Source organism: Micrococcus luteus, assembly GCF_014138885.1.
Taxonomy (GTDB): Bacteria; Actinomycetota; Actinomycetes; order Actinomycetales; family Micrococcaceae; genus Micrococcus; species Micrococcus luteus.
This window is the reverse complement of the sequence record NZ_JACJIK010000001.1, coordinates 760,519-784,958: the sequence shown is the minus strand read 5'-3', so window position 1 is coordinate 784,958 and position 24,440 is coordinate 760,519. Positions and strand designations below refer to the sequence as shown.

Genomic DNA, 24,440 nt, shown 5'->3' with positions numbered 1-24,440 from the left:
GTGACGGAGCGCGTCGAGATCGAGCAGCGGGGCCGCTACGCGGACGAGCTGGCGGTCGGTCAGGTCTACCTGCACCGGCCCGGCCGCACGCTCACCGAGGCGGACAACGTCCTGTTCACCACCCTCACCATGAACCCGCAGGCCCTGCACCTGGACCACGCGTACGCGGCGGACCAGCCGTTCGGCCGACCGCTGGTCAACTCGATGCTGACGCTGTCCACCCTGGTGGGCCTCGCCGTCGGGCAGACCACACAGGGCACGCTCGTGGCCCAGCTCGGCCTGGGGGAGATCGCGTTCCCGAAGCCGGTCTTCCACGGGGACACGCTCTACGGGCGCTCCGAGGTCACCGCAATCCGCGAGTCCTCCTCGCGGCCGGGGCAGCGGATCGTCACGTTCGCGATGACGGGGGAGAACCAGCACGGCGACGTCGTCGTCCGCGCCCAGCGCACCTGTCTGATGTGGACCGCGCAGGCGCACGCGGAGGCCAAGGCGAAGGCCGCCGACGCCGCAGGCACGGGGGAGCGGGCATGAGCGCGCTGACCCTCGGACCGGCCGTCATGTTCACCCCGGCGGACCGCCCCGAGCGGTACGCCACGGCGCTCGAGCGCGCGGACGCGGTGATCCTCGACCTCGAGGACGCCGTCACCCCGGACGCCCGGCCCACCGCGCGGGACGCCGTCGCGGCGGCCTGGGCGGGGCGGGCGACGGGCGGGGTCGACGGCGGCCCGCTGGACGAGGACCGCGTGGTGGTCCGCGTGAACCCCGCGGGCACCGCGGACCACGACGCCGACCTGGCCATGCTCGCCGGGACGGGCTGGCGCACGCTCATGCTCGCCAAGGCCGAGTCCGCCGCGCAGGTGGACGGGGTCGTCGCCGCCCTCGGCCCGCAGACCCGCGTCGTCGCCCTATGCGAGACCGCGGCCGGGATCCTCGCCGCCGCCGACCTGGCCGCCCACCCGCACGTGGGTGCGCTGATGTGGGGCGCCGAGGACCTCGTGGCGTCGATGGGCGGCAGCTCCTCCCGCACCCCCGAGGGCGCCTACCGCTCCGTGGTCCAGCACGCCCGCGCGACGGTGCTGCTGGCGGCGGCCGCCCACGGCGCGGCCGCATGGGACGCCGTCCACCTGGACCTCGGCGACGAGGCCGGGCTGGCCGCCGAGGCCGAGGACGCCGTCGCCCTGGGCTGCACCGCGACCGTGTGCCTGCACCCGCGCCAGGTGCCCGTCGTGCGCTCCGCCTACACGCCCGCCCCGGAGGCCGTCGAACGCGCCCGGCGCGTCCTCGCCGCGGCCGAGGGCCGACACGGGGCCTTCGAGCTGGACGGGGCGATGGTCGACGAGGTGGTCCTCGCCCAGGCCCGCGCGGTCCTGCGCCGCGCGGACGCGCCCCGGCCGGCGAGCGCCTGACCGGCTCCTCGGCGGCTCCGCGCCCCGGCGGCCCCGTGCCGTCGGGGCGCGTCCGCGTCCGCACGGCTGCGCCCCGGGGCTGTCACACGGGCGCACGGCCCCGGGGCGCGCTTGACGGCGCACCCCTCCGCCCGCCAGAGTGTGGTTGTCATCACAGTGATCTGTCTCACACTGATCCGTCCTACGCACCCCCGGAGGGCCCATGTCATCCAGCGAGCCCACGGCGCCGGTCCCCACGGCCGCGCAGTTCCGCGCCGCGCAGCAGTCCGAGGAGTTCATCGAGCTCCGGCGCACCCACCGATCCTTCGCCTTCCCCATGACCGTGGCGTTCTTCGTCTGGTACCTGGTGTTCGTGATCGTCGGCGCGTTCTTCCCCGAGTTCATGGCGATCCGCCTCGGCGGCAACATCACCCTCGGCCTGATCCTCGGCCTGCTCCAGTTCGTCACCACGTTCCTGATCACCTTCGCCTACGTCCGTTTCTCCAACCGGACCCTGGACCCCCGCGCCACCGCGCTGCGTGAGCGCCTCGAGCGCGAGGCCGCCGGCGCCCACGAGAACCCGGAGGCCACGCGATGAGCGCGCTCACCCCCCTGCTCCAGGCCGCCCCGCAGACGGTCGGCAACCCCGCCGTGAACATCGGCATCTTCGTCGCCTTCGTGGTGGTCACCCTCGTGATCGTGATCCGCGCGTCCAAGACGAACGCGTCCTCGGCCGACTACTACGCCGGCGGCCGCGGCTTCTCCGGCACCCAGAACGGCACGGCCATCGCGGGTGACTACCTCTCCGCGGCCTCGTTCCTGGGCATCGTGGGCGCGATCGCCCTCTACGGCTACGACGGCTTCCTCTACTCGATCGGCTTCCTCGTGGCGTGGCTCGTGGCCCTGCTACTGGTGGCCGAGCTGCTGCGCAACACCGGCAAGTTCACCATGGCGGACGTGCTGTCCTTCCGCCTGCAGCAGCGTCCCGTGCGCATCGCCGCCGCCTTCGGCACCATGGCCGTCTGCCTCTTCTACCTCCTGGCCCAGATGGCCGGCGCCGGCGGCCTGGTGTCCCTGCTGCTGAACATCAACGACCGGGCCGGCCAGGCCCTCGTGATCGTGATCGTGGGCGTGCTGATGATCGTCTACGTGCTGATCGGCGGCATGAAGGGCACCACCTACGTGCAGATCATCAAGGCGATCCTGCTGATCGCCGGCGCGGGGATCATGACCGTGTGGTCACTGGCCCTGTTCGGCTTCGACTTCAACGCCATGCTGGGGGCCGCCGTCGAGATGAACCCGAAGGGCGAGGCGATCCTCGAGCCGGGCCTGCAGTACGGCGCCAGCGCGCTGACCCGCCTCGACTTCGTGTCCCTGGGCATCGCGCTCGTGCTCGGCACCGCCGGCCTGCCGCACGTGCTCATGCGGTTCTACACGGTGCCCACCGCCAAGGAGGCGCGCAAGTCCGTGGTGTGGGCCATCGTCCTCATCGGCGCGTTCTACCTGTTCACCCTCGTGCTGGGCTACGGTGCCGGCGCGCTGATCGGCCCCGAGCGCATCCTGGCCGCGCCCGGCGGGCAGAACTCCGCGGCCCCGCTCCTGGCGTTCGAGCTCGGCGGCTCCATCCTGCTGGGCCTGATCTCGGCGGTCGCGTTCGCCACCATCCTCGCGGTGGTCGCGGGCCTGGCCATCACGGCGGCGGCGTCCTTCGCCCACGACGTGTACGGCTCCGTGATCGCCAAGCACCCGCTCACCCCGCAGGAGGAGGTGCGGATCGGCAAGATCACCGTGGTGGTGATCGGCGTCCTGGCGATCGTCGGCGGCATCGCCGCCCAGGGCCAGAACGTGGCGTTCCTCGTGGCGCTCGCCTTCGCGGTGGCGGCCTCGGCGAACCTGCCGACCATCCTCTACTCCCTGTTCTGGCGGCGCTTCACCACCCGCGGCGCGGTGTGGTCGATGTACGGCGGACTGCTCTCCGCGATCATCCTGATCGTCCTGTCCCCGGTGATGTCCGGGACGCCGACCTCGATGATCCCGGGCGCGGACTTCGCGGTGTTCCCGCTGAAGAACCCGGGCATCGTCTCCATCCCGCTGGCCTTCTTCCTCGGCTGGCTCGGCTCGGTGACCTCGTCGCGCGCCGAGGACCCCGACAAGCAGGCCGAGATGGAGGTCCGCTCCCTCACCGGCATCGGCGCCGAGAAGCCGGTGCAGCACTGATCCGCGGCTGACCCGGTCCCACGGGGGCCGGCGGGGCGGGACGTCGGGGTGCGGCGTCCGTCCGGCCGGCCCCCCGTCCGTGTCCAGGCCCGACTGGCATCATGGCGGGGTGACGCACGGATCCCTCACCGACTACACGCTGCCCGCCCCCGCCCCGGCGGACGACGACGGCGCCCCGCGCGCCGTCGCCCTGATCGGCTCCACGGGCTCGATCGGCACCCAGGGCCTCGACGTGATCGCCCAGGACCCCGCCCGGCTCCGGGCCGTCGCGCTCGCGGGCGGGGCGAACACGACCCTGCTGGCCGAGCAGGCCGTGCGCTTCGAGGTCGAGGCGGTGGGCTCCGCCGCGGCGGGGGAGGAGGAGCTGCGCGCCGCCCTCGCCGACGCCGCCGCCCGCCTCGGGCGCCCGTCCCCCCGACCCGTGCTGTTCACCGGCCCGTGCGCCGCCGAGCAGATCGCCGCGTGGCCCGGCGCCGACACCGTGCTCAACGGGATCACGGGCTCGATCGGCCTGCGGCCCACCCTCGCCGCCCTGCACGCCGGCCACCGCCTGGCCCTGGCCAACAAGGAGTCGCTCATCGTCGGCGGGGCCCTCGTGAAGGCGGCCGCGGCGCCGGGCCAGCTCGTGCCGGTGGACTCCGAGCACTCCGCGCTCGCGCAGGCGCTGCGCGGGGGCACGGCGGACGAGGTCCGCCGCCTCGTGCTCACGGCCTCGGGCGGGCCGTTCCGCGGCCTGGACCGCGCCGCCCTGCACGCCGTCACGCCCGCCCAGGCCCTCGCCCACCCCACGTGGGACATGGGCCGCGTCGTCACCACCAACTCCGCCTCCCTCGTGAACAAGGCCCTCGAGGTGATCGAGGCCCACCTGCTGTTCGACGTGCCCCTGGACCGGATCGACGTCGTGGTCCACCCGCAGTCCGTGGTCCACTCGATGGTCGAGTTCGTCGACGGGTCCACGCTCGCCCAGGCCTCCCCGCCGGACATGCGCCTGCCCATCGCCCTGGGGCTGTGCTGGCCGCGCCGTCTCCCGGGCGCGGCCCCGGCCTGCGACTGGACGCGGGCGGCCACCTGGACGTTCGAGCCCCTCGACGAGGAGGCCTTCCCCGCGGTACGGGCCGCGAAGGAGGCGGCGGCCGCCTCGCCCACCCACATGGCCGTGTTCAACGCCGCCAACGAGGAGTCCGTGGACGCCTTCCACGCCGGCGCCCTGCCCTTCGACGGGATCGTGGACACGGTCCGCGCCGTCGTCGCCGACTATGCCCCCGAGCACGTGCTCGCCGCGGCCGGCCACGACCCCGCGCCGACGGGGCTCACCGTGGATGCCGTGCTCGCCGCCGAGGCCTGGGCGCGCCGTGCGGCGCGGGCCCGCTGGTGACCGTCGTGGAGATCCTCTGGTACGTCGCGGGCGTCCTCGCGGTCGCGCTGGGCCTGGCGGTCTCGATCGCCCTGCACGAGATCGGCCACCTCGTCCCGGCCAAGCTCTTCGGCGTGCGCGTCACGCAGTACATGATCGGCTTCGGCCCGACGCTCGTCTCGTGGCGCCGCGGCGAGACGGAGTACGGGTTCAAGGCCGTGCCGCTGGGCGGCTACGTCGCGATGATCGGGATGCTGCCCCCGCCGCGGCCCGGGCAGACGCCCCGCGCGGCGTCCACGGGCTTCGTCCAGCAGCTGGGCCGCATGGCCGACGACGCGCGGGCCCAGGCCGCCGAGGAGGTCCGCCCCGGCGACGAGCACCGCCGCTTCCTCGCCCTGCCGGTGTGGAAGCGGGTGGTGATCATGCTCGGCGGGCCGTTCATGAACCTGCTCATCGCGCTGGGCGCCACCGCCCTGCTGGTCACCACGGTGGGCACCTCGCAGCCCAGCACCACCGTCGCCGAGGTCTACCGGTGCGTGGTCACGATGCAGGAGCAGCAGGCCCGCGCCGCCTCCGGCGGGACAGAGGACTGCCGCCCGGGCGATCCCGCCGCGCCCGCCCACGAGGCGGGACTGCGCCCCGGCGACACCGTGCTCGCCTTCGACGGGCGGCCGGTCTCCGACTGGGACGCCCTCTCCGCCGCGATCCGGGACCGCGCCGGACAGCCCACCCGGATCGAGTGGGAGCGCGACGGCGAGCGGATGAGCGCCACCCTGACCCCGCGCCTGACGGAACGGCCCGTGACGGACGCGCTGGGCCGGCCCGAGCGGGCCCCGGACGGGACCGTGGCGACCCACGAGGTCGGGTTCATCGGCATGGGCGCGCAGCTCGAGACGGTCCGCGGCACCCCGCTCGACGCCGGCCCGCTCGTGGCCCAGCAGGTGCGGGGCGTCGTCGACGTCGTCCTCGTGCTGCCGCAGCGGCTGTGGGACACCGCCGTCGCCGTGGTGACCCCGGCCGAGCGCGACCCGGACGGCCCGATGTCCGTGGTGGGAGTCGGCCGGATCGCCGGGGAGGCGGCGGCGCTCGAGGAGGCCACGCTGACGGACAAGGCCGCCCTGCTGCTGTCCCTGCTGGCGGGCGTGAACGTGGCGCTCATGGTGTTCAACCTCATCCCGCTGCTCCCGCTCGACGGCGGCCACGTGGCCGGCGCCCTGTGGGAGGCGGTGCGCCGCGGCTGGGCCCGGATCACGGGCCGCCCGGACCCGGGGCCGTTCGACCTGGCCCGCATGCTGCCGCTGACCTACGCGGTGGGCGCGGCGATGCTGCTCATGGGCGTCATCCTGATCGTGGCGGACATCGTGGAGCCGGTCCGGCTGTTCTGAGCCCGGCCCGTTCGCCGTGGGCGGTCGCCCCGCGCCCCGGGGCGCCCGCGCGCCTAGGATGGACCGGAGAACCCGGCGGCCCCGCGCCGTCGACCCCGAGAACCCATGAGGAGCGCCCCCGTGCCCGTCAGCCTTGGAATGCCGTCCGCCCCGCCGCCCGTGCTGGCCCCGCGCCGCACCACCCGGCAGATCCAGGTGGGCTCGGTGGGCGTCGGCTCGCAGCACCCCGTCTCGGTGCAGTCGATGACCACCACCAAGACGCACGACATCGGCGCGACCCTGCAGCAGATCGCCGAGCTCACGGCCGCCGGCTGCGACATCGTCCGCGTGGCCTGCCCCACGGACAAGGACGCCGAGGCCCTCAAGGTCATCGCCCAGCAGTCCACCATCCCCGTGATCGCGGACATCCACTTCCAGCCGAAGTACGTGTTCGCGGCGATCGAGGCCGGCTGCGGCGCCGTGCGCGTGAACCCGGGCAACATCAAGAAGTTCGACGACAAGGTCAAGGAGATCGCGCAGGCCGCCTCGGACCACGGCACCTCCCTCCGCATCGGCGTCAACGCCGGCTCCCTGGACCCGCGCCTGCTGCAGAAGTACGGCAAGGCCACCCCGGAGGCCCTCGTCGAGTCCGCCGTCTGGGAGGCCTCCCTCTTCGAGGAGCACGGCTTCAAGGACTTCAAGATCTCCGTCAAGCACAACGACCCGGTGATCATGGCCCGCGCCTACGAGCTGCTCGCCGAGCAGGGTGACTGGCCGCTGCACCTCGGGGTCACCGAGGCCGGCCCGGCCTTCCAGGGCACCATCAAGTCCGCTACCGCCTTCGGCTACCTGCTCGGCCAGGGCATCGGTGACACCATCCGCGTCTCCCTCTCCGCGCCGCCGGTCGAGGAGGTCAAGGTGGGCCTGCAGATCCTGCAGTCCCTGAACCTGCGTGAGCGCAAGCTCGAGATCGTCTCCTGCCCCTCGTGCGGCCGCGCCCAGGTGGACGTGTACACGCTGGCCGAGCAGGTCACCGAGGGCCTCCAGGACCTTGAGGTCCCGCTGCGGGTGGCCGTCATGGGCTGCGTCGTCAACGGGCCGGGCGAGGCCCGCGAGGCCGACCTCGGCGTCGCCTCCGGCAACGGCAAGGGCCAGATCTTCGTCAAGGGCGAGGTCATCCGCACCGTGCCCGAGGACCAGATCGTGGAGACCCTCATCGAGGAGGCCAACCGGATCGCCGGTGAGATGGACCTGGGGGAGGACGGCGGTGACCAGGCTGCCGCCGGTGCCCCGGTGGTCTCCGTCCACTGACCGGGAGGTCCGGGCCGCCACGGGTGACCGCGTCCGCCTGCTGACCGACGCGGACACCGCCGCGCTCGCGGCCCTGTCCGCCCGTGCCCCCGTGTCCAACGTGTTCGTGGACTCCCTGCTCGAGGCGGGCCGCCTGGCCGGCCCGCGCGGGGGAGCGGCGGGCACCCTGTTCCTCGGGATCGACGACGACGCCCCGGGCGCCGGCGCGCTGCGCGCGGCCGTCTGGATCGGCTCGAACGTGGTGCCGGTCGCCGCGTCCGAGGCCCCGGACGCCGGCTGGGCGCCGGGCGACGCGGAGGCGCTCGGCGCGGCGGCCGCCGCGCTGCGCCGCCGGTACGGGTCGATCTACGGCCCGGCCGGTCCCGTGCTGGCCGCCGGCGAGGCCCTCGCCGCCGCGGGCCACCGGTCCCGGTCCGTGCGCCCCGACCAGCCGCTGCTCGTGCTGGGCACGGCCGGGGGGATCGACCCGAACCCGCACGTGGTGCAGGCGCAGCCACACGACTTCGCGCGCGTCCTGCCGGCCAGCGCGGCGATGTTCGAGGAGGAGCTCGGCTTCTCCCCATTCGCCGGGGGCGCGGCCCAGTACCGGGACCGCGTCGAGCGGCTGATCCACACCGGACGCGTCTTCATCGACCCGGGACCGCGCGACGCGGGCGGCCCGCTGCGCTTCAAGGCGGACATCGGGCTGCTCTCCTCCCGGTGCGCCCAGATCCAGGGCGTGTGGATGGCCCCCGCCGCGCGCGGCCGAGGACTGGCGGCGTCGGCGATGGCCGCCGTCGTGGACTACGTGCGACTCCAGGCGCCCGTGGTCAGCCTCTATGTCAACGCGTACAACACCCCCGCGCTGCGCACGTACGAGCGCGTGGGGTTCGAGCGGCGCGGCACGTTCGCGACCGTCCTGTACTGACCCGGCGGGCCCTGCGCGGGCGATAGGATCGGCGGTCAGGACGCCGGGCACCCCGTGCCGGCGTCGTCCCGTCCCGCGCGCCGCCCCGACCGCGCGAGCCCGTCCGAGGAGGCCCCGTCATGCCCCTGCGCATGTCCACCCTGTTCCTGCGCACCCTGCGCGACGACCCGGCGGAGGCCGAGGTGGCGAGCCACAGGCTCCTCGTCCGTGCCGGTTACATCCGTCGCGCGGCCCCGGGCATCTACTCGTGGCTGCCGCTGGGCCTCAAGGTGCTGGCCAAGGTGGAGCGGATCGTGCGCGAGGAGATGGACGCGATCGGCGCCCAGGAGGTGCACTTCCCGGCGCTGCTGCCGCGGGAGCCCTACGAGGCCACGGGGCGCTGGGATGAGTACGGCGACGGGCTGTTCCGCCTGCAGGACCGCAGGGGCAACGACTACCTCCTGGCCCCCACACACGAGGAGATGTTCACGCTCCTGGTGAAGGACCTGTACTCCTCGTACAAGGACCTGCCCGCGTACCTGTACCAGATCCAGACCAAGTACCGGGACGAGGCCCGCCCGCGCGCCGGCCTGCTGCGCGGGCGCGAGTTCATCATGAAGGACTCCTACTCCTTCACGGTGGACGACGCCGGCCTGGACGCCGCGTACGAGGCCCACCGGGCCGCCTACCTGCGGATCTTCGACCGCCTCGGCCTCGAGGTCGTGCCGGTGCGGGCCACCTCCGGTGCGATGGGCGGCTCCCGCTCCGAGGAGTTCCTGCACCCCACCGAGGTGGGCGAGGACACCTTCGTCGAGTCCGACGGCGGCTACCGCGCCAACGTCGAGGCCGTCACCACGGTGGCCCCCGCCCCGCTGGACGAGGCGGCCATGGCGGTCCTGCCCGCCGCCGAGGTCAAGGACACCCCGGTCTCCACCACCATCGCCGCGCTCGTGGACGTCGCCAACCGGCTGGCCCCGCGCGACGGCGAGCCGTGGACCGCCGCGGACACGCTCAAGTGCGTCGTGGTCACCGCGGTGGTGGACGGCGGCGAGCGCCGCCCGTTCGTCGTGGGCGTGCCCGGCGACCGTGAGGTGGACCTCAAGCGTCTCGAGGCCTCCGTGGGCCCGGCGCTCGGCGTGGTCGGCGAGCCCACGCTCGAGGCCGCGACCGCCGCGGACCTGGCCGCGCACCCCGCCCTGGTCAAGGGCTACATCGGCCCCGCGGCGGCCGACGCGGTCGAGGGCACCCCGGTCCTCGGCGCGGAGGGCTCCGTCTCGGGCCTGCCCTTCTTCGTGGACCCGCGCATCGCCCCCGGCACCGCGTGGATCACCGGCGCGAACGCGGACCAGCGCCACGTGTTCGGCCTCGTGGCCGGCCGCGACTTCACGTGGGACGGCGTGCTCGAGGCCACCGCGGTGCGCGAGGGCGACCAGGCCCCGGACGGCTCCGGCCCGCTGCACACCCGCCGCGGCATGGAGATGGGCCACATCTTCCAGCTCGGCCGCAAGTACGCCGAGGCCCTCGACCTGAAGGTCCTCGACGTCCACGGCAAGCAGGTCGTGGTGACCATGGGCTCCTACGGCATCGGCATCACGCGCGCCGTCGCCGCGATCGCCGAGCGCTACCACGACGACAAGGGCCTGGCGTGGCCGCGCGCGGTGGCCCCGGCGGACGTGCACGTCGTCGTCGCCACGAAGGGCGAGGACGGCCTCGCCGCCGCCGAGACCCTCGCCGCGGGCCTCGAGGCCGAGGGCCTGACCGTGCTCGTGGACGACCGTCCGAAGGTCAGCCCCGGCGTGAAGTTCAAGGACGCCGAGCTCATCGGCGTGCCCACCACCGTGGTGATCGGCCGCGGCCTGGCGGACGGCGAGCTCGAGCTCAAGGACCGTGCCACCGGCGAGGCGCGCCCCGTGCCCGTGGACGGGGCCGTCGCGGCGGTGCTCGCGGAGGTGCGCGACGGGCGCTGAGTGGTTCGGCGCCGTCGAGCTGACCGCCGGGCTGCTCGTCCTCGTGCTCGCCGCGGGCTTCGCGGCGGGCTGGATCGACGCCGTCGTGGGCGGGGGCGGGCTCCTGCAGCTGCCGGCCCTGCTGCTCGTGCCCGGGCTGAGCCCGATCCAGGCCCTGGCCACCAACAAGCTCGGCTCGGTGTTCGGCACGGCGACGTCGGCGCTCACCTACCGGCGGCGCCTGCGGCAGGATCTGTCCACCGCACTGCCGATGGCCGCCGTCGCCTTCGCGGCGGCCCTGGGCGGGGCCGTGGTCGCCGCGCATCTGCCGGCCGGCGTGATCCGGCCCGTGATCCTGGCGGCGTTGATCGCCGTCGCCGTGTTCACGGCCGTGCGCCCGGGCCTCGGACAGGTCGCCGGCGTGGGGCCGCGGCGGAGCACCGCGCTGGCCCGGGCCGTGGCGCTCGGCGCGGCGGTGGGCTTCTACGACGGCGTCCTCGGCCCCGGCACGGGCACGTTCCTCATCCTGGGGCTGGTCCTGCTGCTCAAGTTCGACTTCCTGCACGCCTCGGCACAGGCGAAGGTGGTCAACCTCGCGACCAACCTCGGCGCGCTCGCGTACTTCGTGCCCTCGGGGCACGCGGTGCTGGGCCTGGGGCTGCTGCTCGGCGCGGCCAACCTCATGGGCGGCTACGTGGGGGCCCGCATGGCGATCGCCCGCGGCACCGGCTTCATCCGCGTGGTGTACCTCATGGTGGTGACCGCGCTCATCGTCAAGGTCGGCGCGGACACCCTCGCCCCGCTGCTGCGCTGAGCTCGCCCCGTCCAACCCGGTCGGGAGCACTCGGCCCCGCCGTGGGCCGCCGGTAGGCTCGGCCCCGGATCCCGACCCCGGCCCCCGCCCGCGTGGCGCGGCGGCCCCGACCCGACGAGTGAGGCACCCCATGGACAGCACCGACCGCCGCGACGACCTCGCCGAGCTGCGCACCCGCGTCGAGGAGGCCCTGGCGGCCGACGACGTGGTGGTGGAGCAGGTGCGCGCCACGGGCACCGCCGAGCACCGCACCGTCGAGGTGGTCCTCGACCGCGCCTCGGGCACCCAGGGCCTGAGCCTGGACGACGTCGCCCGCCTCTCCGGCCGGGTCTCCGCCGCCCTCGACGCCCTGGGCGACCACGTGCCCGGCGTCGGCGCGGGGGAGTACCTGCTGGAGGTCACCACCGCGGGCGTGGACCGCCCGCTCACCGAGCCCCGCCACTTCGCCCGCAACGTCGGCCGTCTCGTCGAGGTCTCGGTCGACGGCGCCGCGCCCGTGACCGCCCGCCTGAAGGACGTGACGGACGACGACGTCGAGCTGGCCGTGGTGCGCCCGCCCGCGAAGAAGGGCATGAAGGCCAAGGAGCTGCCCGCCGAGCGGGTCGCCCTCGACCGCCTCGGTCCGGCGATCGTGCAGGTAGAGTGGAGCCCCGCTCAGCAGGCCGGCGACGCCGACGCCGCCGCGGGCGAGGACACGGCCGAGCACACGGAGGCATGAGTTGGACATCGACATGAGCGCGCTGCGCATGCTGGAGGCGGAGCGGGAGATCCCGATGGACCGCCTCATCCCCACCATCGAGCAGGCCCTGCTCATGGCGTACCACCGCACCCCGGGGGCCCTGAAGCGCGCCCGCGTGGAGATCGACCGCGCGACCGGCCACGTCACCGTGTGGGCCACGGAGCTGGACGAGGACGACACGCCCATCGGCGAGTTCGACGACACCCCGAACGGCTTCGGCCGGGTGGCCGCCTCCACGGCGCGCCAGGTGATGATCCAGCGCATGCGCGAGGAGGACGACGACAAGGTCCTCGGCGAGTTCAAGGACAAGGAGGGCGAGCTCGTCTCCGGCGTCATCCAGCAGGGCCTGAACCGCCACATGGTCCAGGTGAACCTCGGCACCCTCGAGGCCGTCCTCCCGCCGCCCGAGCAGGTGCCCGGCGAGGACTACGCCCACGGCCGCCGGATCCGCGCCTACGTGGTCTCCGCGACGCGCGGCGCCAAGGGCCCGTCCGTCACGGTGTCCCGCTCGCACCCCGGCCTCGTGCGCAAGCTCTTCGAGCTCGAGGTCCCGGAGATCGCGGACGGCTCGGTCGAGATCACGGCGCTGGCCCGCGAGGCCGGCCACCGCACCAAGATGGCCGTGCGCGCCACCCGCCCCGGGGTGAACGCCAAGGGCGCCTCCATCGGGGAGATGGGCAGCCGCGTGCGCGCCGTCATGACGGAGCTCAACGACGAGAAGATCGACATCGTCGACCACGTGGACGACCCCGCCGCGATGATCGCCAACGCCCTCTCGCCCGCCACGACCGTCTCGGTGGAGATCCTCGACGCGGACCAGCACTCGGCCCGCGCCGTGGTGCCGGAGTACCAGCTGTCCCTGGCCATCGGCAAGGAGGGCCAGAACGCCCGCCTCGCGGCCAAGCTCACGGGCTGGCGGATCGACATCGTCGGCGACGGGGTCACCACCTCCGCCCCGGGCCGCTGACCGTCCCCGGGAACAGATCCGGGCCCGGACGCGCTAGGATGGATGAGGTCCTTTCTCGATCCGACGCCCGTGAGGGGTGAACGCATGACGTCTCGGACGGTCGTGCGCACCTGCATCGGATGCCGATCGAGGGCGGACCAGCAAGAGCTGGTGCGCGTCGCCCTGGACTCCTCGACGGAACCCCCATCCGTCGTCTGGGACCCGGAACGACGCCGTCCCGGCCGGGGTGCGTGGCTGCATCCCGGCGAGGACTGCCTCCACCTCGCCCTGCGCCGCCGCGCGTTCGGGCGGGCCTTCCGGTCCGCCGTCGACGCCGACGCGCTGGGCCGCACCGCGGAGGCACCGGCTGACAGACCGACAGATGAAGGCGGGTCAGAGATCTGATGCGTACCCGATGAGCACTGAAGCATGAGTGCCCAGCGATGAACTTCACCCCCTGCTATCAGGCAGGCCGTGGTGCGCGTGCCCTGGTGGCGCGCGCGACGGCCTGGAGCAACGTCAACGGTCCCAGGACGCGCTGAGACGGACAGCCCGAGCGGCTCCGTTCCGGCCCGTGGGGCCAGAACAGGAGAACCGTGGCCAAGGTCCGCGTCCATGAGCTCGCCAAGGAGCTCGGCATCACCTCGAAGGAGGCCTTGAGCACGCTCAAGGACCTCGGCGAGTTCGTCAGCTCGGCTTCGTCCACCATCGAGCCCCCGGTGGTCAAGAAGCTGCGCAACGCCTACCCGGGTGCCGGCAAGTCCGCCGCCAAGCCCGGTTCCACGCCCGCCGCCCCGGGCCGTTCCGCCGCGCCGAAGCCGGCGGCCGCCCCGTCGCCGCGCGCCGCGGCCCCCACGTCGAATGCCGGCGCCCCGGCGCCCGGTCCCGCCGCGGGCCGCACCGCCGCGCCCAAGCCGGGCGCCGCCCCGACCCCCGGCCCCGCCGCACCGACGCCGGCCGCCCCGGCCGAGCCGAAGGCCCCGCAGCCGCCGGCCACGCCGGGGTCGGCCGCGCCGAAGCCGGGCGCCGCCGCGCCCAAGCCGGGTGCCTCCGCGCCCAAGCCGGGCGCCCCGCGTCCCGGCAACAACCCGTTCAGCCCCAAGGGCGGCTCCGCCGGGCCTCGCCCGGGCGCCCGCCCGGGCGGCCGTGGCGGTGCTCCGCGTCCGGGCAACAACCCGTTCGCCCCCTCGCAGGGCATGCGCTCCGGTCGTGAGGACCGCGCGCCTCGTCCGGGCGGCCCCCGTCCGCCGGCCGGTGCCGGCGGTCCCCGTCCGGGCGGTCCGCGCCCGGCCGCGGGCGCCGGCGGTCCCCGCCCCGGTGGGCCGCGTCCGAACCCGGGCATGATGCCCAAGCAGATCACCCCGGCCCCGCAGCCGGCCCGCGGCCGTGGCCGTCCGGGCGGCGGCCCCGGTGGCGGCCCGGGTCGTCCCGGCGGCCCGGGCGGCCGTGGCGGTCGCGGCAACGCCCAGGGCGCCTTCGGGCGCGGCGGCGGCCCGCGCAAGGGACGCAAGTCGAAGCGCGCGAAGCGCCAGGAGTTCGAGCAGCAGCACACGCGTGAGATCGGCGGCGTCAAGGTCCCCAAGGGTGACGGCACCACCGTTCTGCGCCTGCGCCGCGGCGCGTCCCTGGCCGACTTCGCCGAGAAGATCCGCGCCGACGTCGCCGACCTGGTGAAGGTGCTCTTCACCCTCGGCGAGATGGCCTCGGCCAACCAGTCCCTCGACGAGGAGACCTTCCAGCTGCTCGGCGACGAGCTGGGCTACAAGGTCCAGATCGTGTCCCCGGAGGACGAGGACAAGGAGCTGCTGGAGGCCTTCGACATCGACCTCGAGGCCGAGGCGGCCAACGAGGACGAGGCCGACCTCGAGCCGCGCCCCGCGGTCGTCACCGTCATGGGCCACGTGGACCACGGCAAGACGCGTCTGCTGGACGCCATCCGCTCCTCGAACGTCATCGAGGGCGAGGCCGGCGGCATCACGCAGCACATCGGCGCCTACCAGGTGCCCGTGGAGCACGAGGGCGAGCAGCGTCGCCTCACCTTCATCGACACCCCGGGTCACGAGGCGTTCACCGCCATGCGTGCCCGCGGTGCGAAGGTCACCGACATCGCCGTGCTGGTGGTGGCGGCCGACGACGGCGTCATGCCGCAGACCGTCGAGGCGCTCAACCACGCCCAGTCGGCCGGCGTGCCGATCGTGGTGGCGGTCAACAAGATCGACAAGGACACCGCCGCCCCGGACAAGATCCGCGGTCAGCTCACCGAGTACGGCCTCGTGCCCGAGGAGTACGGCGGCGACACGATGTTCGTGGACGTCTCCGCGCGCAACAACATCAACATCGACCAGCTGCTCGAGGCGATCCTGCTCACCGCGGACGCCGCCCTCGAGCTCACGGCGAACCCGCACAAGGCCGCCCGCGGCGTGGCCATCGAGGCCAACCTCGACAAGGGCCGCGGCGCCGTCGTCACCGTGCTGGTGCAGACCGGCACGCTGCGCGTGGGCGACACCATGGTGGTGGGCTCCGCCCACGGCCGTGTGCGCGCCATGTTCGACGAGAACGGCAACGCCGTGGAGGCGGCCGATCCGTCGCGTCCCGTCCAGGTGCTCGGCCTGTCCGCGGTGCCGCGTGCCGGCGACTCGTTCCTCGTCACCGACGACGAGCGCACCGCCCGCCAGATCGCGGAGAAGCGCGAGGCCGCGGACCGCAACGCCCAGCTGGCCAAGCGCCGCAAGCGCATCACCCTGGAGGACTTCGACCAGGCCGTGGCCGAGGGCAAGCTGGACACGCTCAACCTCATCATCAAGGGCGACGCGTCCGGTGCCGTCGAGGCGCTCGAGGACTCGCTGCTCAAGATCGAGGTCGGCGAGGACGAGGTGCAGCTGCGCGTCATCCACCGCGGCGTCGGCGCCATCACGCAGAATGACGTGAACCTGGCGACCGTGGACAACGCCATCATCATCGGCTTCAACGTGCGCCCCGCCGAGCGGGTCGCCGACCTGGCCGACCGCGAGGGCGTGGACATGCGCTTCTACAGCGTGATCTACGACGCGATCGATGACATCGAGAACGCGCTCAAGGGCATGCTGAAGCCGGAGTACGAGGAGGTCGAGCTCGGCTCGGCCGAGGTCCGCGAGGTGTTCCGCTCCTCCAAGTGGGGCAACATCGCCGGTTCGCTCGTGCGCTCGGGCCTCATCCGCCGCAACGCCCAGGCCCGCCTGGTGCGCGACGGCGTGGTGGTCTCCGATCACCTCAAGATCGAGTCGCTGCGCCGCTTCAAGGACGACGCCACGGAGGTCCGCGAGGGCTACGAGTGCGGCATCGGCCTGGGCAGCTTCAACGACATCAAGGAGGGCGACGTGATCGAGACCTTCGAGATGCAGGAGAAGCCGCGCGTCTGACGGCCGGGGCGGGGGCCCGCACGGGCCCCCGCCCTCCGCGTCCCACCCTCTGAACCATCACCACCGGAAGGAACCGCACCATGGCCGATCCGGCACGCGCCGGCCGCCTGGCCCAGCGCATCAAGGTCCTCGTGGCCGAGGCGCTGCGCCGCGGCGTCAAGGACGACCGCGTGGAGCCCGTCACCGTGACGGAGGTCCGCGTGACCAACGACCTGCAGCACGCCACCGTCTACTACACCGTCCTGGGCGACGAGGCCACGGTGGCCGCCGCCCACGAGGGCATCCAGGACAACCGCGGCATCCTGCGCCGCGAGGTGGGCCGCGGGCTCACCATCCGCCTGGTGCCCACGCTCGAGTTCGTGGCGGACACCGTCCCCGAGGCGGCCGCACACCTGGAGGACGTCCTCCGCGCGGCCAAGGAGCGGGACGCCGAGCTGGCGAAGGCGCGCGAGGGCGCGTCGTACGCCGGTGACGCGGACCCGTACCGCAGCGCGGAGCCGGACGCCGACGCCGACGACGCCCCGCGCGCCTGAGGCCCGCGGCACGGTGAGCGCTCGCAGCACCGGGGGACAGGCCCCCGACGCGCCGGGAACGGAGGCGTCGGGGGTCGTCCTCGTGGACAAGCCGCAGGGGTGGACCTCGCACGACGTCGTCGGGCGGGTCCGCCGGCTGGCGGGCACCCGCAAGGTGGGCCACGCCGGCACCCTGGACCCCATGGCCACGGGCCTGCTCGTGGTCGGCGTCAACAAGGCCACGCGCCTGCTGACCGCCATCACGGGCACGGACAAGACGTACACGGCCACGATCCGCCTCGGGCAGTCGACCGTCACGGACGACGCCGAGGGAGAGGTCGTGCAGACCCGGCTGGCCAACGCCGTCACGCCCGAGCGCGTCGCCGAGCAGGTCGCCGCCCTCACGGGCGAGATCCTGCAGGCGCCCTCGGCCGTCTCCGCCGTCAAGGTGGCGGGCCGGCGCGCCTACGACCGCGTCCGAGCGGGTGAGGACGTCACCCTCGACGCCCGCCCCGTCACCGTGCACGAGTTCACGGTGCACGAGCTGCGCCGGCTCGACGGCGGCCGGCTGGTCGACCTCGACGTCACCGTGCGCTGCTCGTCCGGGACCTACATCCGGGCGCTCGCCCGCGACCTGGGCGAGGCCCTCGAGACCGGCGGGCACCTCACGGCGCTGCGCCGCACCGCCGTCGGCCCGTTCGACGTGGCCGACGCGCTCTCGCTCGAGGCCCTCGCGGAGCGCTTCGCGATGACCGAGCTCTCCGAGGCCGCCGCCGGGCTCTTCCCGGTGCGCGAGCTGACGGAGCACGAGGCCCACGAGCTCGCCTTCGGGCGGGTCGTGGCGCCCACCGGCACGGGTGAGACGCTCGTCGCCGGGCGCGCGCCGGACGGCCGCGTCATCGCCCTCGTCTCCGACGTGCGCCGCCGCGGCGCCGACGTCGCCAAGCCCCAGCTCGTGTTCGCCCCGGCCGAGGGGCCGGGACAGGGAAGGACCGCATGATCCTCGACGCCTGGTTCTGGACGGGACTGGTGATCGGTGCCGTCTCGTTCGTGGTCTGCGTGGTGATGACGGCGATCCGCCGCCACCCCGCGGACGCCTCGATCCTCTCGGTGGCCGCCGTCGAGCTGTTCACGCTCGTCTACGCCGCGGCCGCCGCCGTCCGCCAGCTCGGCGGGGACACCCTGAACGGCCCCGGCTGGGAGTTCTGGGGCTACATCCTCACCGCCCTGATCGTGCCGGTGATCGCCGTGGGCTGGGCCGTCACGGACAAGACCCGGTGGTCCAACCTCGTGCTGGCCGTGGTCGGGCCCACGATCGCCGTGATGCTGCACCGCATGCAGGTCATCTGGTTCGGGCAGTGGTGAGGAGGATGGACATGGCACCCAGCGACGGCGCCCCCGCGCGCAACCAGGGTCTCGGCCGGATCATCGTCATGGTCTACGCGGTGTTCGCCCTCTCGGCGAGCGCGCGCAGCCTCTTCCAGATCCTCACGCAGTTCGACGCCGCCCCCGTGGCGTACACGCTCTCCGCGGTCGCGGCGGTCGTGTACATCGTGGCGACGTTCGCGCTCGCCCGCTCCGGCGCGCGCGCCTGGGCCGTGGCGCTGGGCGCCGTGCTCGTGGAGCTGGCCGGCGTGGTGGGCGTGGGCCTGTGGACCGTCCTGGATCCGGGGATGTTCGCCCACGACACCGTGTGGTCCCGGTTCGGCGCGGGCTACGGCTACGTGCCGCTCGTGCTGCCGGTGGTCGGCCTGATCTGGCTGCTGACGCACCGCCCCGCCCGCCCGGCCGAGGCGGGGGCGCTCTGATGCGGGTCTGGAACAGCCTGGACGAGGTCCCCACGGACCTGCCGCGCACCGTGGTCACCCTGGGCAACTTCGACGGCGTGCACCGCGGCCACCGGGAGGTGCTGCGCCGGGTCGTCGAGCTGGCGCGGGCCCGCGACGCCCTGGCCGTGGCCGTGACCTTCACCCCGCACCCGCGCGCCGTGCACCATCCCGAGGTGCCCCACGTGGACATCATCAGCCCCGAGCAGCGGGTCGTCCTCCTGGACGAGGCGGGTCTGGACGCGGTGCTCCTGCAGCGCTACACCCTCGAGTTCGCGGACCAGTCCCCGGAGGAGTTCGTCCGCGGCATGCTCGTGCACGGGCTGCACGCCGCCGTCGTGGTCGTGGGGCACGACGTGCGCTTCGGCCGGGGCAACACCGGCGACGTCGCGGAGATGGTGCGCCTGGGGGCCCGCTACGGCTTCGAGGTCGAGGCCGTCGAGGAGTTCCCCGCCGAACACGGGGCCGAGCCGGAGCGCCGCTGCTCCTCGACCTGGGTGCGGGAGGCCCTGGCCGCGGGCGACGTCGCCCAGGCCGCGGCCGTGCTCGGCCGGCACCACGTGCTCGCCGGCGAGGTGGTGCACGGGTTCGCGCGCGGCCGCGAGCTCGGCTTCCCCACGGCGAACCTCGAGACGGATGTGCAGGGCATGATCCCGGCCGACGGCGTCTACGCCGGCTGGGTGCACGACGCGCACGGCGGGGTGTGGCCGGCCGCGATCTCCATCGGCTCGAACCCCACGTTCGAGGACGTCTCCCGCGTGGTGGAGGCACACGTGATCGACCGCCACGACGAGCGGGTGGAGGACTTCGACCTGTACGGCCAGCACATCGAGGTGGAGTTCGTGGCCCGGCTGCGCGGGATGGTCGCCTACGAGGGCGTCGAGAAGCTCGTGGCGCAGATCACGCAGGACGTGGACGAGGCCCGGGCGATCCTGGCCACGACCCCCTCCGACCGGTGAGCGCCCCGGAGCCGGGCGCTCCCCCCGCTGTGCCGAACCTGCCGGGGCGCCCGGCCCGGGCCCGTCGGGCCGGGCCCAACCCCTTCGAGACCGGCGGGGAGCACTACAACGCCGTCCGCCCCTCCTACCCGGCCGCCGCGGTGGACCGCGTCCTGGCGGGCACCGCCGACGGCGCGGACGTGGTGGAGCTCGGGGCCGGGACGGGACTGTTCACCCGGCTGCTCGCGGCCCGCCCGGCGGACCGGGTGCGGACGGTGACGGCCCTCGAGCCGTCGGCGTCGATGCGCGCCGTCCTGGAACGCGAGGTCGCGGCCGGCACGGGCGGGCGGGTGCGCGCCGTGCCGGGCACGGGCGAGGCCACGGGCCTGCCGGCGGCGAGCGCCGACGTCGTGGTGGCGGCCCAGGCATGGCACTGGATGGACCCGGCCGCGGCGAGCGCGGAGGCCGCACGGGTGCTGCGCCCGGGCGGGCGCCTGGCCGCGGTGTGGAACCAGCTCGACACGGCGGTGCCGTGGGTGCACCGTCTCACCCGGATCATGCACGCCGGGGACGTGCACGCCGCCCGGCCGGAGCAGCGCCGGTTCGCCGCCCCGTTCGGGGCGGAGGAGCACGCGCGCTGGGCGTGGACGCAGCCCATGACCGCGGCGGGGCTGCACGGGCTCATGGCCTCGCGCTCGTACTGGCTGCGCGCGGACGAGCGGATCCGGTCCCGGATGACGGCCAACCTCGACTGGTACCTGCACGAGCACCTGGGCCATGCGGCGGACGCGGTCCTGCAGGTGCCCTACGTGACGGTGGCCTGGTGGGCGGCGCCGGTCAGGGGCGGGCGCCCACGGTGACCGGGACCGTCCGGGCGATCCCGGCCCGCCGCGCCTGCCAGAGCAGCAGCGCCGTGGCCACCGCGACCACCGCCACCGAGAGCAGCGTGGCCGCCGGGGAGCCGGCGGTCTCCGCGCCCACGTAGCTGTCCTCGACGGTGCCCACGAGCGTGCCGACGGCGATGATCACCACGTTGTTGACCACGTGGAGGGCGACGGCGGCCTCGAGCCCGCCCGTGCGCCACGTGAGCAGGACGGCGGCGACGGCGAACGCGGCGAGGTCCAGCAGGATCCACGGGTCGAGCGAGCCGTGGGCGAGCGAGAAGGTCGCCGCCGAGAGCACCGCGGTGACCGCGGCGGCCACGACCGGCCGGCGGATCCACGTGCCGACGGCCAGCAGCAGCCACCCGCGGAACAGGTACTCCTCGCCCGCGGCCTGGAACGGGGTGAGCACGAACGCCATGACGAGCAGCCAGACCCAGTCCTGCGCGCGCGGGGCCGTGGGGGCGCCGTCGAGGGCCCACGCGCCCAGCACGTAGGCGAGGAACAGCGGCGTCAGCACGACGACGCAGCGCGCCAGCCAGCGCCAGCGCACGCGGCCCTCGACCGAGTGGACGAAGCGGGCGGCGACGGGGTGGCCCAGCGCCACGGCCAGCAGCGCGACCCCGATCAGCGCGGCGAGCAGGAGGTTGTTCAGCAGCACCATGGGCGCGGAGTACAGGTCGAGGTCGGTCACGTCCGTCGGGTCGGCCGCGCCGAGCAGCGCGGGCCCGGACGTGGCGATCAGGGCGAGAGCGCCCAGCACGCCCCCGAGCACGAGGAGGCCCACCAGGCCGGCCAGCACGAGGCCGAAGGACGCGAGCGGGTTCCACCATCGGGCCCGCGGCGTGCGCAGCAGCGCGGGGTAGCCGTGGCCGATCAGCGGCAGATCCAGGGGCGGCGCGGGCGGCCGGAGGGGGAACGACGACGGGGCCGGGGAGTGGGGGACCGGTGGGGTGCTCACCGGGCCAGGGTAGGCGATGCGGTAGACTCGACCCTCGGCCTCCCTGCAGTCCGCGGTGGGGTGGGCCCCGCGTCGTCCGCCCCGGCGGGGCGCGGCCCGTGTTCGCGGTACCGAAGTGAAGGAGGCCCACCATGGCCCTGGATCCCGCTGTCAAGCAGCAGATCATCAAGGAGTACGCCACCCACGAGGGCGACACCGGTTCCCCCGAGGTGCAGATCGCGGTCCTGTCCCGCCGCATCAAGGACCTGACCGAGCACCTCAAGGAGCACAAGCACGACCACCACACCCGTCGCGGCCTGATGGCCCTGGTCGGTCGCCGTCGTCGCATGCTCGGCTACCTGCAGAAGGTCGACATCGAGCGCTACCGCGCGCTGATCGAGCGCCTCGGCCTGCGCAAGTGACCTGAGGAGGCGGCGCCGGAGCCCGCGGGAGACCCGCGAGCGCCGGCGCCGCCTTTCGTCTGCCCCCGGACGCACGTAGTGTGTCCCGGGGGAGAGATCGCCGCAGCCTGCGGCACTCCGGCGCGCCATGGCGCGCATCCCCGCATCATCGACACACCCGACGGCTCCGCGCCCATCGCTCGCGGTCCTCGACAGTGGCTCCCGGACCCCGCCGCACGGCGGGATGCCGAGGGCCTCGATCGAAGACCAGGGGGACAGGGACGCCTGCGGCGCCGTCCACCTGAAAGGAGGCCCTCATGGAGGGTCCTGAGATCACCTTCGCCGAGGCCGTCATCGACAACGGCTCGTACGGCAAGCGCACCGTCCGCTTCGAGACCGGGCGCCTCGCCCAGCAGGCCGCCGGCGCCGCCATGGTCTACATCGACGAGGAGACGTCGATGCTGTCCGCCACCACCGTCGGCAAGTCGCCCCGCGAGGGCTTCGACTTCTTCCCGCTGACCGTGGACGTCGAGGAGCGCATGTACGCCGCGGGCCGCATCCCCGGCTCGTTCTTCCGCCGCGAGGGCCGCCCGTCCACGGACGCGATCCTCACCTGCCGCCTGATCGACCGCCCGCTGCGCCCGGCGTTCGTCAAGGGCATCCGCAACGAGGTCCAGGTCGTCGTGACCGTCACCTCGATCGCCCCGGACGAGATCTACGACACGGTGGCCATCAACGCCGCCTCCCTGTCCACGCAGCTGTCCGGCCTGCCGTTCTCCGGTCCCATCGGCGGCGTGCGCATGGCCCTCATGGACGACGGCTCCGGCACGCGCCAGTGGGTCGCGTTCCCGAAGCACTCCCAGCTCGAGGGCGCCGTGTTCAACATGGCCGTGGCCGGCCGTGTGGTGGGCGACGACGTCGCCATCATGATGGTCGAGGCCGAGGCGACCCCGGACTCCTGGACCCTGGTCAAGGAGCGCGGCGCGCAGGCGCCCACCGAGGAGATCGTGGCCGAGGGACTCGAGGCCGCCAAGCCCTTCATCCGCGCCCTGTGCGAGGCCCAGGCCGACCTGGTCAAGCGCGCCGGCAAGGACCCGGTGGACGTCCCCGTGTTCCAGGACTACCAGGACGACGCCTACGCCGCCGTCGAGAAGCTCGCCACGGACCGCCTGACCGAGATCTTCTCCATCGGCGACAAGCAGGAGCGCGAGTCGGCCTCGGACGCCTACCTGCTCGAGGTGCTCGAGGAGCTCGCCGGCGAGGGCAAGGACTTCGCCGAGCGCAAGGGCGAGATCGCCAAGGCCTACGGCTCCCTCACCAAGCAGATCGTGCGCCGCCGCATCCTCACCGACCAGGTGCGCATCGACGGCCGCGGCCTGACGGACATCCGCAAGCTGACCGCGGAGGTGGAGGTCCTGCCCCGCGTGCACGGCTCCGCCATCTTCGAGCGCGGCGAGACCCAGATCATGGGCGTCACCACGCTGAACATGCTCAAGATGGAGCAGCAGATCGACTCGTTGGCGCCGGAGACGGCCAAGCGGTACATGCACCACTACAACTTCCCGCCGTACTCCACCGGCGAGACCGGCCGCGTGGGCTCCCCGAAGCGCCGCGAGATCGGCCACGGCGCCCTCGCCGAGCGCGCCCTCGTGCCCGTGCTGCCGGCCCGCGAGGAGTTCCCCTACGCGATCCGCCAGGTCTCCGAGGCCCTCGGCTCCAACGGCTCGACGTCGATGGGCTCCGTCTGCGCCTCCACCCTGTCCCTGCTGAACGCGGGCGTGCCGCTGCGTGCGCCCGTGGCCGGCATCGCCATGGGCCTGGTCTCCGCCGAGGTGGACGGCCAGACCCAGTACGCGGCCCTGACCGACATCCTCGGCGCCGAGGACGCGTTCGGCGACATGGACTTCAAGGTGGCCGGCACCGCGGAGTTCGTCACCGCGATCCAGCTGGACACCAAGCTGGACGGCATCCCGGCCTCCGTGCTGGCCGCCGCCCTGACGCAGGCCCGCGAGGCGCGCCTGCACATCCTGTCCGTGCTGAACGCCGCCATCGACGCCCCGGACGAGATGGCCCCCACCGCCCCGCGGATCATCTCCGTGCGCATCCCGGTGGACAAGATCGGCGCGGTCATCGGCCCCAAGGGCGCCATGATCAACCAGATCCAGGACGACACGGGCGCGGACATCACCATCGAGGACGACGGCACCGTGCTGATCGGCGCCACCGACGGCGCCTCGGCCGAGGCCGCGCGCTCCGCGGTGAACGCGATCGCCAACCCGCAGGTCCCCGAGGTCGGTGAGCGCTACCTCGGCACCGTGGTGAAGCTGACCACGTTCGGCGGGTTCGTCTCGCTCACCCCGGGCAAGGACGGCCTGTTGCACATCTCCGAGCTGCGCAAGCTCAACGAGGGCAAGCGCGTGGACGACGTCGAGGACGTGCTCGGCGTGGGCCAGAAGGTCCAGGTCGAGATCACCAAGATCGACGACCGCGGCAAGCTGTCCCTCTCCCCGGTGGTGGCGGAGTCCGACGCCCTGGCCGAGACCGCGGACGCGATCGAGTCCTCGCAGATCGAGGCCTGATCC

The 24,440-nt window shown here is 73.9% G+C and carries 23 protein-coding genes; 22 read left to right on the top strand and 1 reads right to left on the bottom strand.

All coding sequences use genetic code 11. From position 1 onward, the window contains the following. The 20 genes from HDA34_RS03540 (at window position 1) to HDA34_RS03445 (ending at window position 20,496) form a co-directional block, all read left to right on the top strand. Complete coding sequence (locus tag HDA34_RS03540; protein ID WP_041104218.1) at window positions 1–531, top strand: MaoC family dehydratase; 531 nt, start codon at window positions 1–3, stop codon at window positions 529–531. Beyond that, window positions 528–1,406 carry an HpcH/HpaI aldolase/citrate lyase family protein gene (locus tag HDA34_RS03535; RefSeq protein ID WP_044658614.1) on the top strand — a complete coding sequence of 293 codons (879 nt, stop codon included), beginning with the start codon at window positions 528–530 and terminating at the stop codon, window positions 1,404–1,406. The genes HDA34_RS03540 and HDA34_RS03535 overlap by 4 nt, the downstream gene beginning before the upstream one ends. Before the next feature lie 202 nt (window positions 1,407–1,608). Further along, window positions 1,609–1,983, top strand: a complete 375-nt coding sequence (locus HDA34_RS03530) for a DUF485 domain-containing protein (RefSeq protein WP_041104222.1) — start codon at window positions 1,609–1,611, stop codon at window positions 1,981–1,983. Continuing rightward, on the top strand, window positions 1,980–3,602 hold the full coding sequence (locus HDA34_RS03525) for a monocarboxylic acid transporter (RefSeq protein ID WP_041104224.1): 1,623 nt from the start codon (window positions 1,980–1,982) through the stop codon (window positions 3,600–3,602). Before HDA34_RS03530 ends, HDA34_RS03525 begins: the two co-directional genes overlap by 4 nt. Before the next feature lie 139 nt (window positions 3,603–3,741). Next, window positions 3,742–4,977 carry a 1-deoxy-D-xylulose-5-phosphate reductoisomerase gene (gene dxr, locus HDA34_RS03520; protein WP_061866743.1) on the top strand — a complete coding sequence of 412 codons (1,236 nt, stop codon included), beginning with the start codon at window positions 3,742–3,744 and terminating at the stop codon, window positions 4,975–4,977. Beyond that, entirely contained in the window at window positions 4,974–6,341 is a 1,368-nt protein-coding gene (locus tag HDA34_RS03515; protein WP_061866732.1) for a M50 family metallopeptidase, read from the top strand. The genes dxr and HDA34_RS03515 overlap by 4 nt, the downstream gene beginning before the upstream one ends. Before the next feature lie 105 nt (window positions 6,342–6,446). Then, the gene (gene ispG / locus HDA34_RS03510) at window positions 6,447–7,631 is read left to right on the top strand and encodes a flavodoxin-dependent (E)-4-hydroxy-3-methylbut-2-enyl-diphosphate synthase (protein WP_061866731.1); all 1,185 of its coding nucleotides are present in this window, start codon (window positions 6,447–6,449) and stop codon (window positions 7,629–7,631) included. Next, entirely contained in the window at window positions 7,606–8,538 is a 933-nt protein-coding gene (locus HDA34_RS03505; RefSeq protein WP_061866742.1) for a GNAT family N-acetyltransferase, read from the top strand. The genes ispG and HDA34_RS03505 overlap by 26 nt, the downstream gene beginning before the upstream one ends. A gap of 119 nt (window positions 8,539–8,657) precedes the next feature. Next, complete coding sequence (locus HDA34_RS03500) at window positions 8,658–10,484, top strand: proline--tRNA ligase (protein WP_061866730.1); 1,827 nt, start codon at window positions 8,658–8,660, stop codon at window positions 10,482–10,484. A 43-nt stretch (window positions 10,485–10,527) separates the two neighbouring features. After that, on the top strand, window positions 10,528–11,277 hold the full coding sequence (locus HDA34_RS03495; RefSeq protein WP_169577818.1) for a sulfite exporter TauE/SafE family protein: 750 nt from the start codon (window positions 10,528–10,530) through the stop codon (window positions 11,275–11,277). A gap of 130 nt (window positions 11,278–11,407) precedes the next feature. Beyond that, window positions 11,408–11,995, top strand: coding sequence for a ribosome maturation factor RimP (rimP, locus tag HDA34_RS03490; RefSeq protein ID WP_036314068.1), 588 nt, complete (start codon window positions 11,408–11,410; stop codon window positions 11,993–11,995). A 1-nt stretch (window position 11,996) separates the two neighbouring features. Then, window positions 11,997–12,983, top strand: coding sequence for a transcription termination factor NusA (gene nusA, locus HDA34_RS03485; protein WP_036314069.1), 987 nt, complete (start codon window positions 11,997–11,999; stop codon window positions 12,981–12,983). A 42-nt stretch (window positions 12,984–13,025) separates the two neighbouring features. After that, window positions 13,026–13,367, top strand: coding sequence for a YlxR family protein (locus tag HDA34_RS03480; RefSeq protein ID WP_078025530.1), 342 nt, complete (start codon window positions 13,026–13,028; stop codon window positions 13,365–13,367). 191 nt (window positions 13,368–13,558) lie between these two features. Further along, window positions 13,559–16,360 carry a translation initiation factor IF-2 gene (infB, locus tag HDA34_RS03475; RefSeq protein ID WP_134376966.1) on the top strand — a complete coding sequence of 934 codons (2,802 nt, stop codon included), beginning with the start codon at window positions 13,559–13,561 and terminating at the stop codon, window positions 16,358–16,360. An 80-nt stretch (window positions 16,361–16,440) separates the two neighbouring features. Then, window positions 16,441–16,893, top strand: coding sequence for a 30S ribosome-binding factor RbfA (gene rbfA / locus HDA34_RS03470; protein WP_073116937.1), 453 nt, complete (start codon window positions 16,441–16,443; stop codon window positions 16,891–16,893). A gap of 13 nt (window positions 16,894–16,906) precedes the next feature. Further along, a complete protein-coding gene (truB, locus tag HDA34_RS03465; protein ID WP_078026112.1) occupies window positions 16,907–17,872 on the top strand; it encodes a tRNA pseudouridine(55) synthase TruB in 966 nt (321 codons plus the stop codon). Next, window positions 17,869–18,237 (top strand): hypothetical protein, encoded by a 369-nt coding sequence (locus HDA34_RS03460; RefSeq protein ID WP_002855305.1) that lies wholly within the window; start codon window positions 17,869–17,871, stop codon window positions 18,235–18,237. The genes truB and HDA34_RS03460 overlap by 4 nt, the downstream gene beginning before the upstream one ends. An 11-nt stretch (window positions 18,238–18,248) precedes the next feature. Beyond that, window positions 18,249–18,680, top strand: a complete 432-nt coding sequence (locus tag HDA34_RS03455) for a hypothetical protein (RefSeq protein WP_036314984.1) — start codon at window positions 18,249–18,251, stop codon at window positions 18,678–18,680. Beyond that, on the top strand, window positions 18,680–19,657 hold the full coding sequence (locus tag HDA34_RS03450) for a bifunctional riboflavin kinase/FAD synthetase (protein ID WP_041104239.1): 978 nt from the start codon (window positions 18,680–18,682) through the stop codon (window positions 19,655–19,657). Before HDA34_RS03455 ends, HDA34_RS03450 begins: the two co-directional genes overlap by 1 nt. Further along, complete coding sequence (locus HDA34_RS03445; protein ID WP_134376965.1) at window positions 19,654–20,496, top strand: class I SAM-dependent methyltransferase; 843 nt, start codon at window positions 19,654–19,656, stop codon at window positions 20,494–20,496. The genes HDA34_RS03450 and HDA34_RS03445 overlap by 4 nt, the downstream gene beginning before the upstream one ends. On the opposite strand, the gene HDA34_RS03440 is transcribed toward HDA34_RS03445, so the two are convergent. Further along, a complete protein-coding gene (locus tag HDA34_RS03440) occupies window positions 20,474–21,478 on the bottom strand; it encodes a CPBP family intramembrane glutamic endopeptidase (protein WP_044658601.1) in 1,005 nt (334 codons plus the stop codon). The genes HDA34_RS03445 and HDA34_RS03440 overlap by 23 nt on opposite strands. 131 nt (window positions 21,479–21,609) lie before the next feature. On the opposite strand from HDA34_RS03440, the gene rpsO reads away from it, so the two are divergent. Further along, window positions 21,610–21,879, top strand: a complete 270-nt coding sequence (gene rpsO, locus HDA34_RS03435; RefSeq protein ID WP_017488396.1) for a 30S ribosomal protein S15 — start codon at window positions 21,610–21,612, stop codon at window positions 21,877–21,879. A gap of 296 nt (window positions 21,880–22,175) precedes the next feature. Then, window positions 22,176–24,437, top strand: coding sequence for a polyribonucleotide nucleotidyltransferase (locus HDA34_RS03430; protein ID WP_036315001.1), 2,262 nt, complete (start codon window positions 22,176–22,178; stop codon window positions 24,435–24,437). Window positions 24,438–24,440 lie beyond the last annotated feature (3 nt).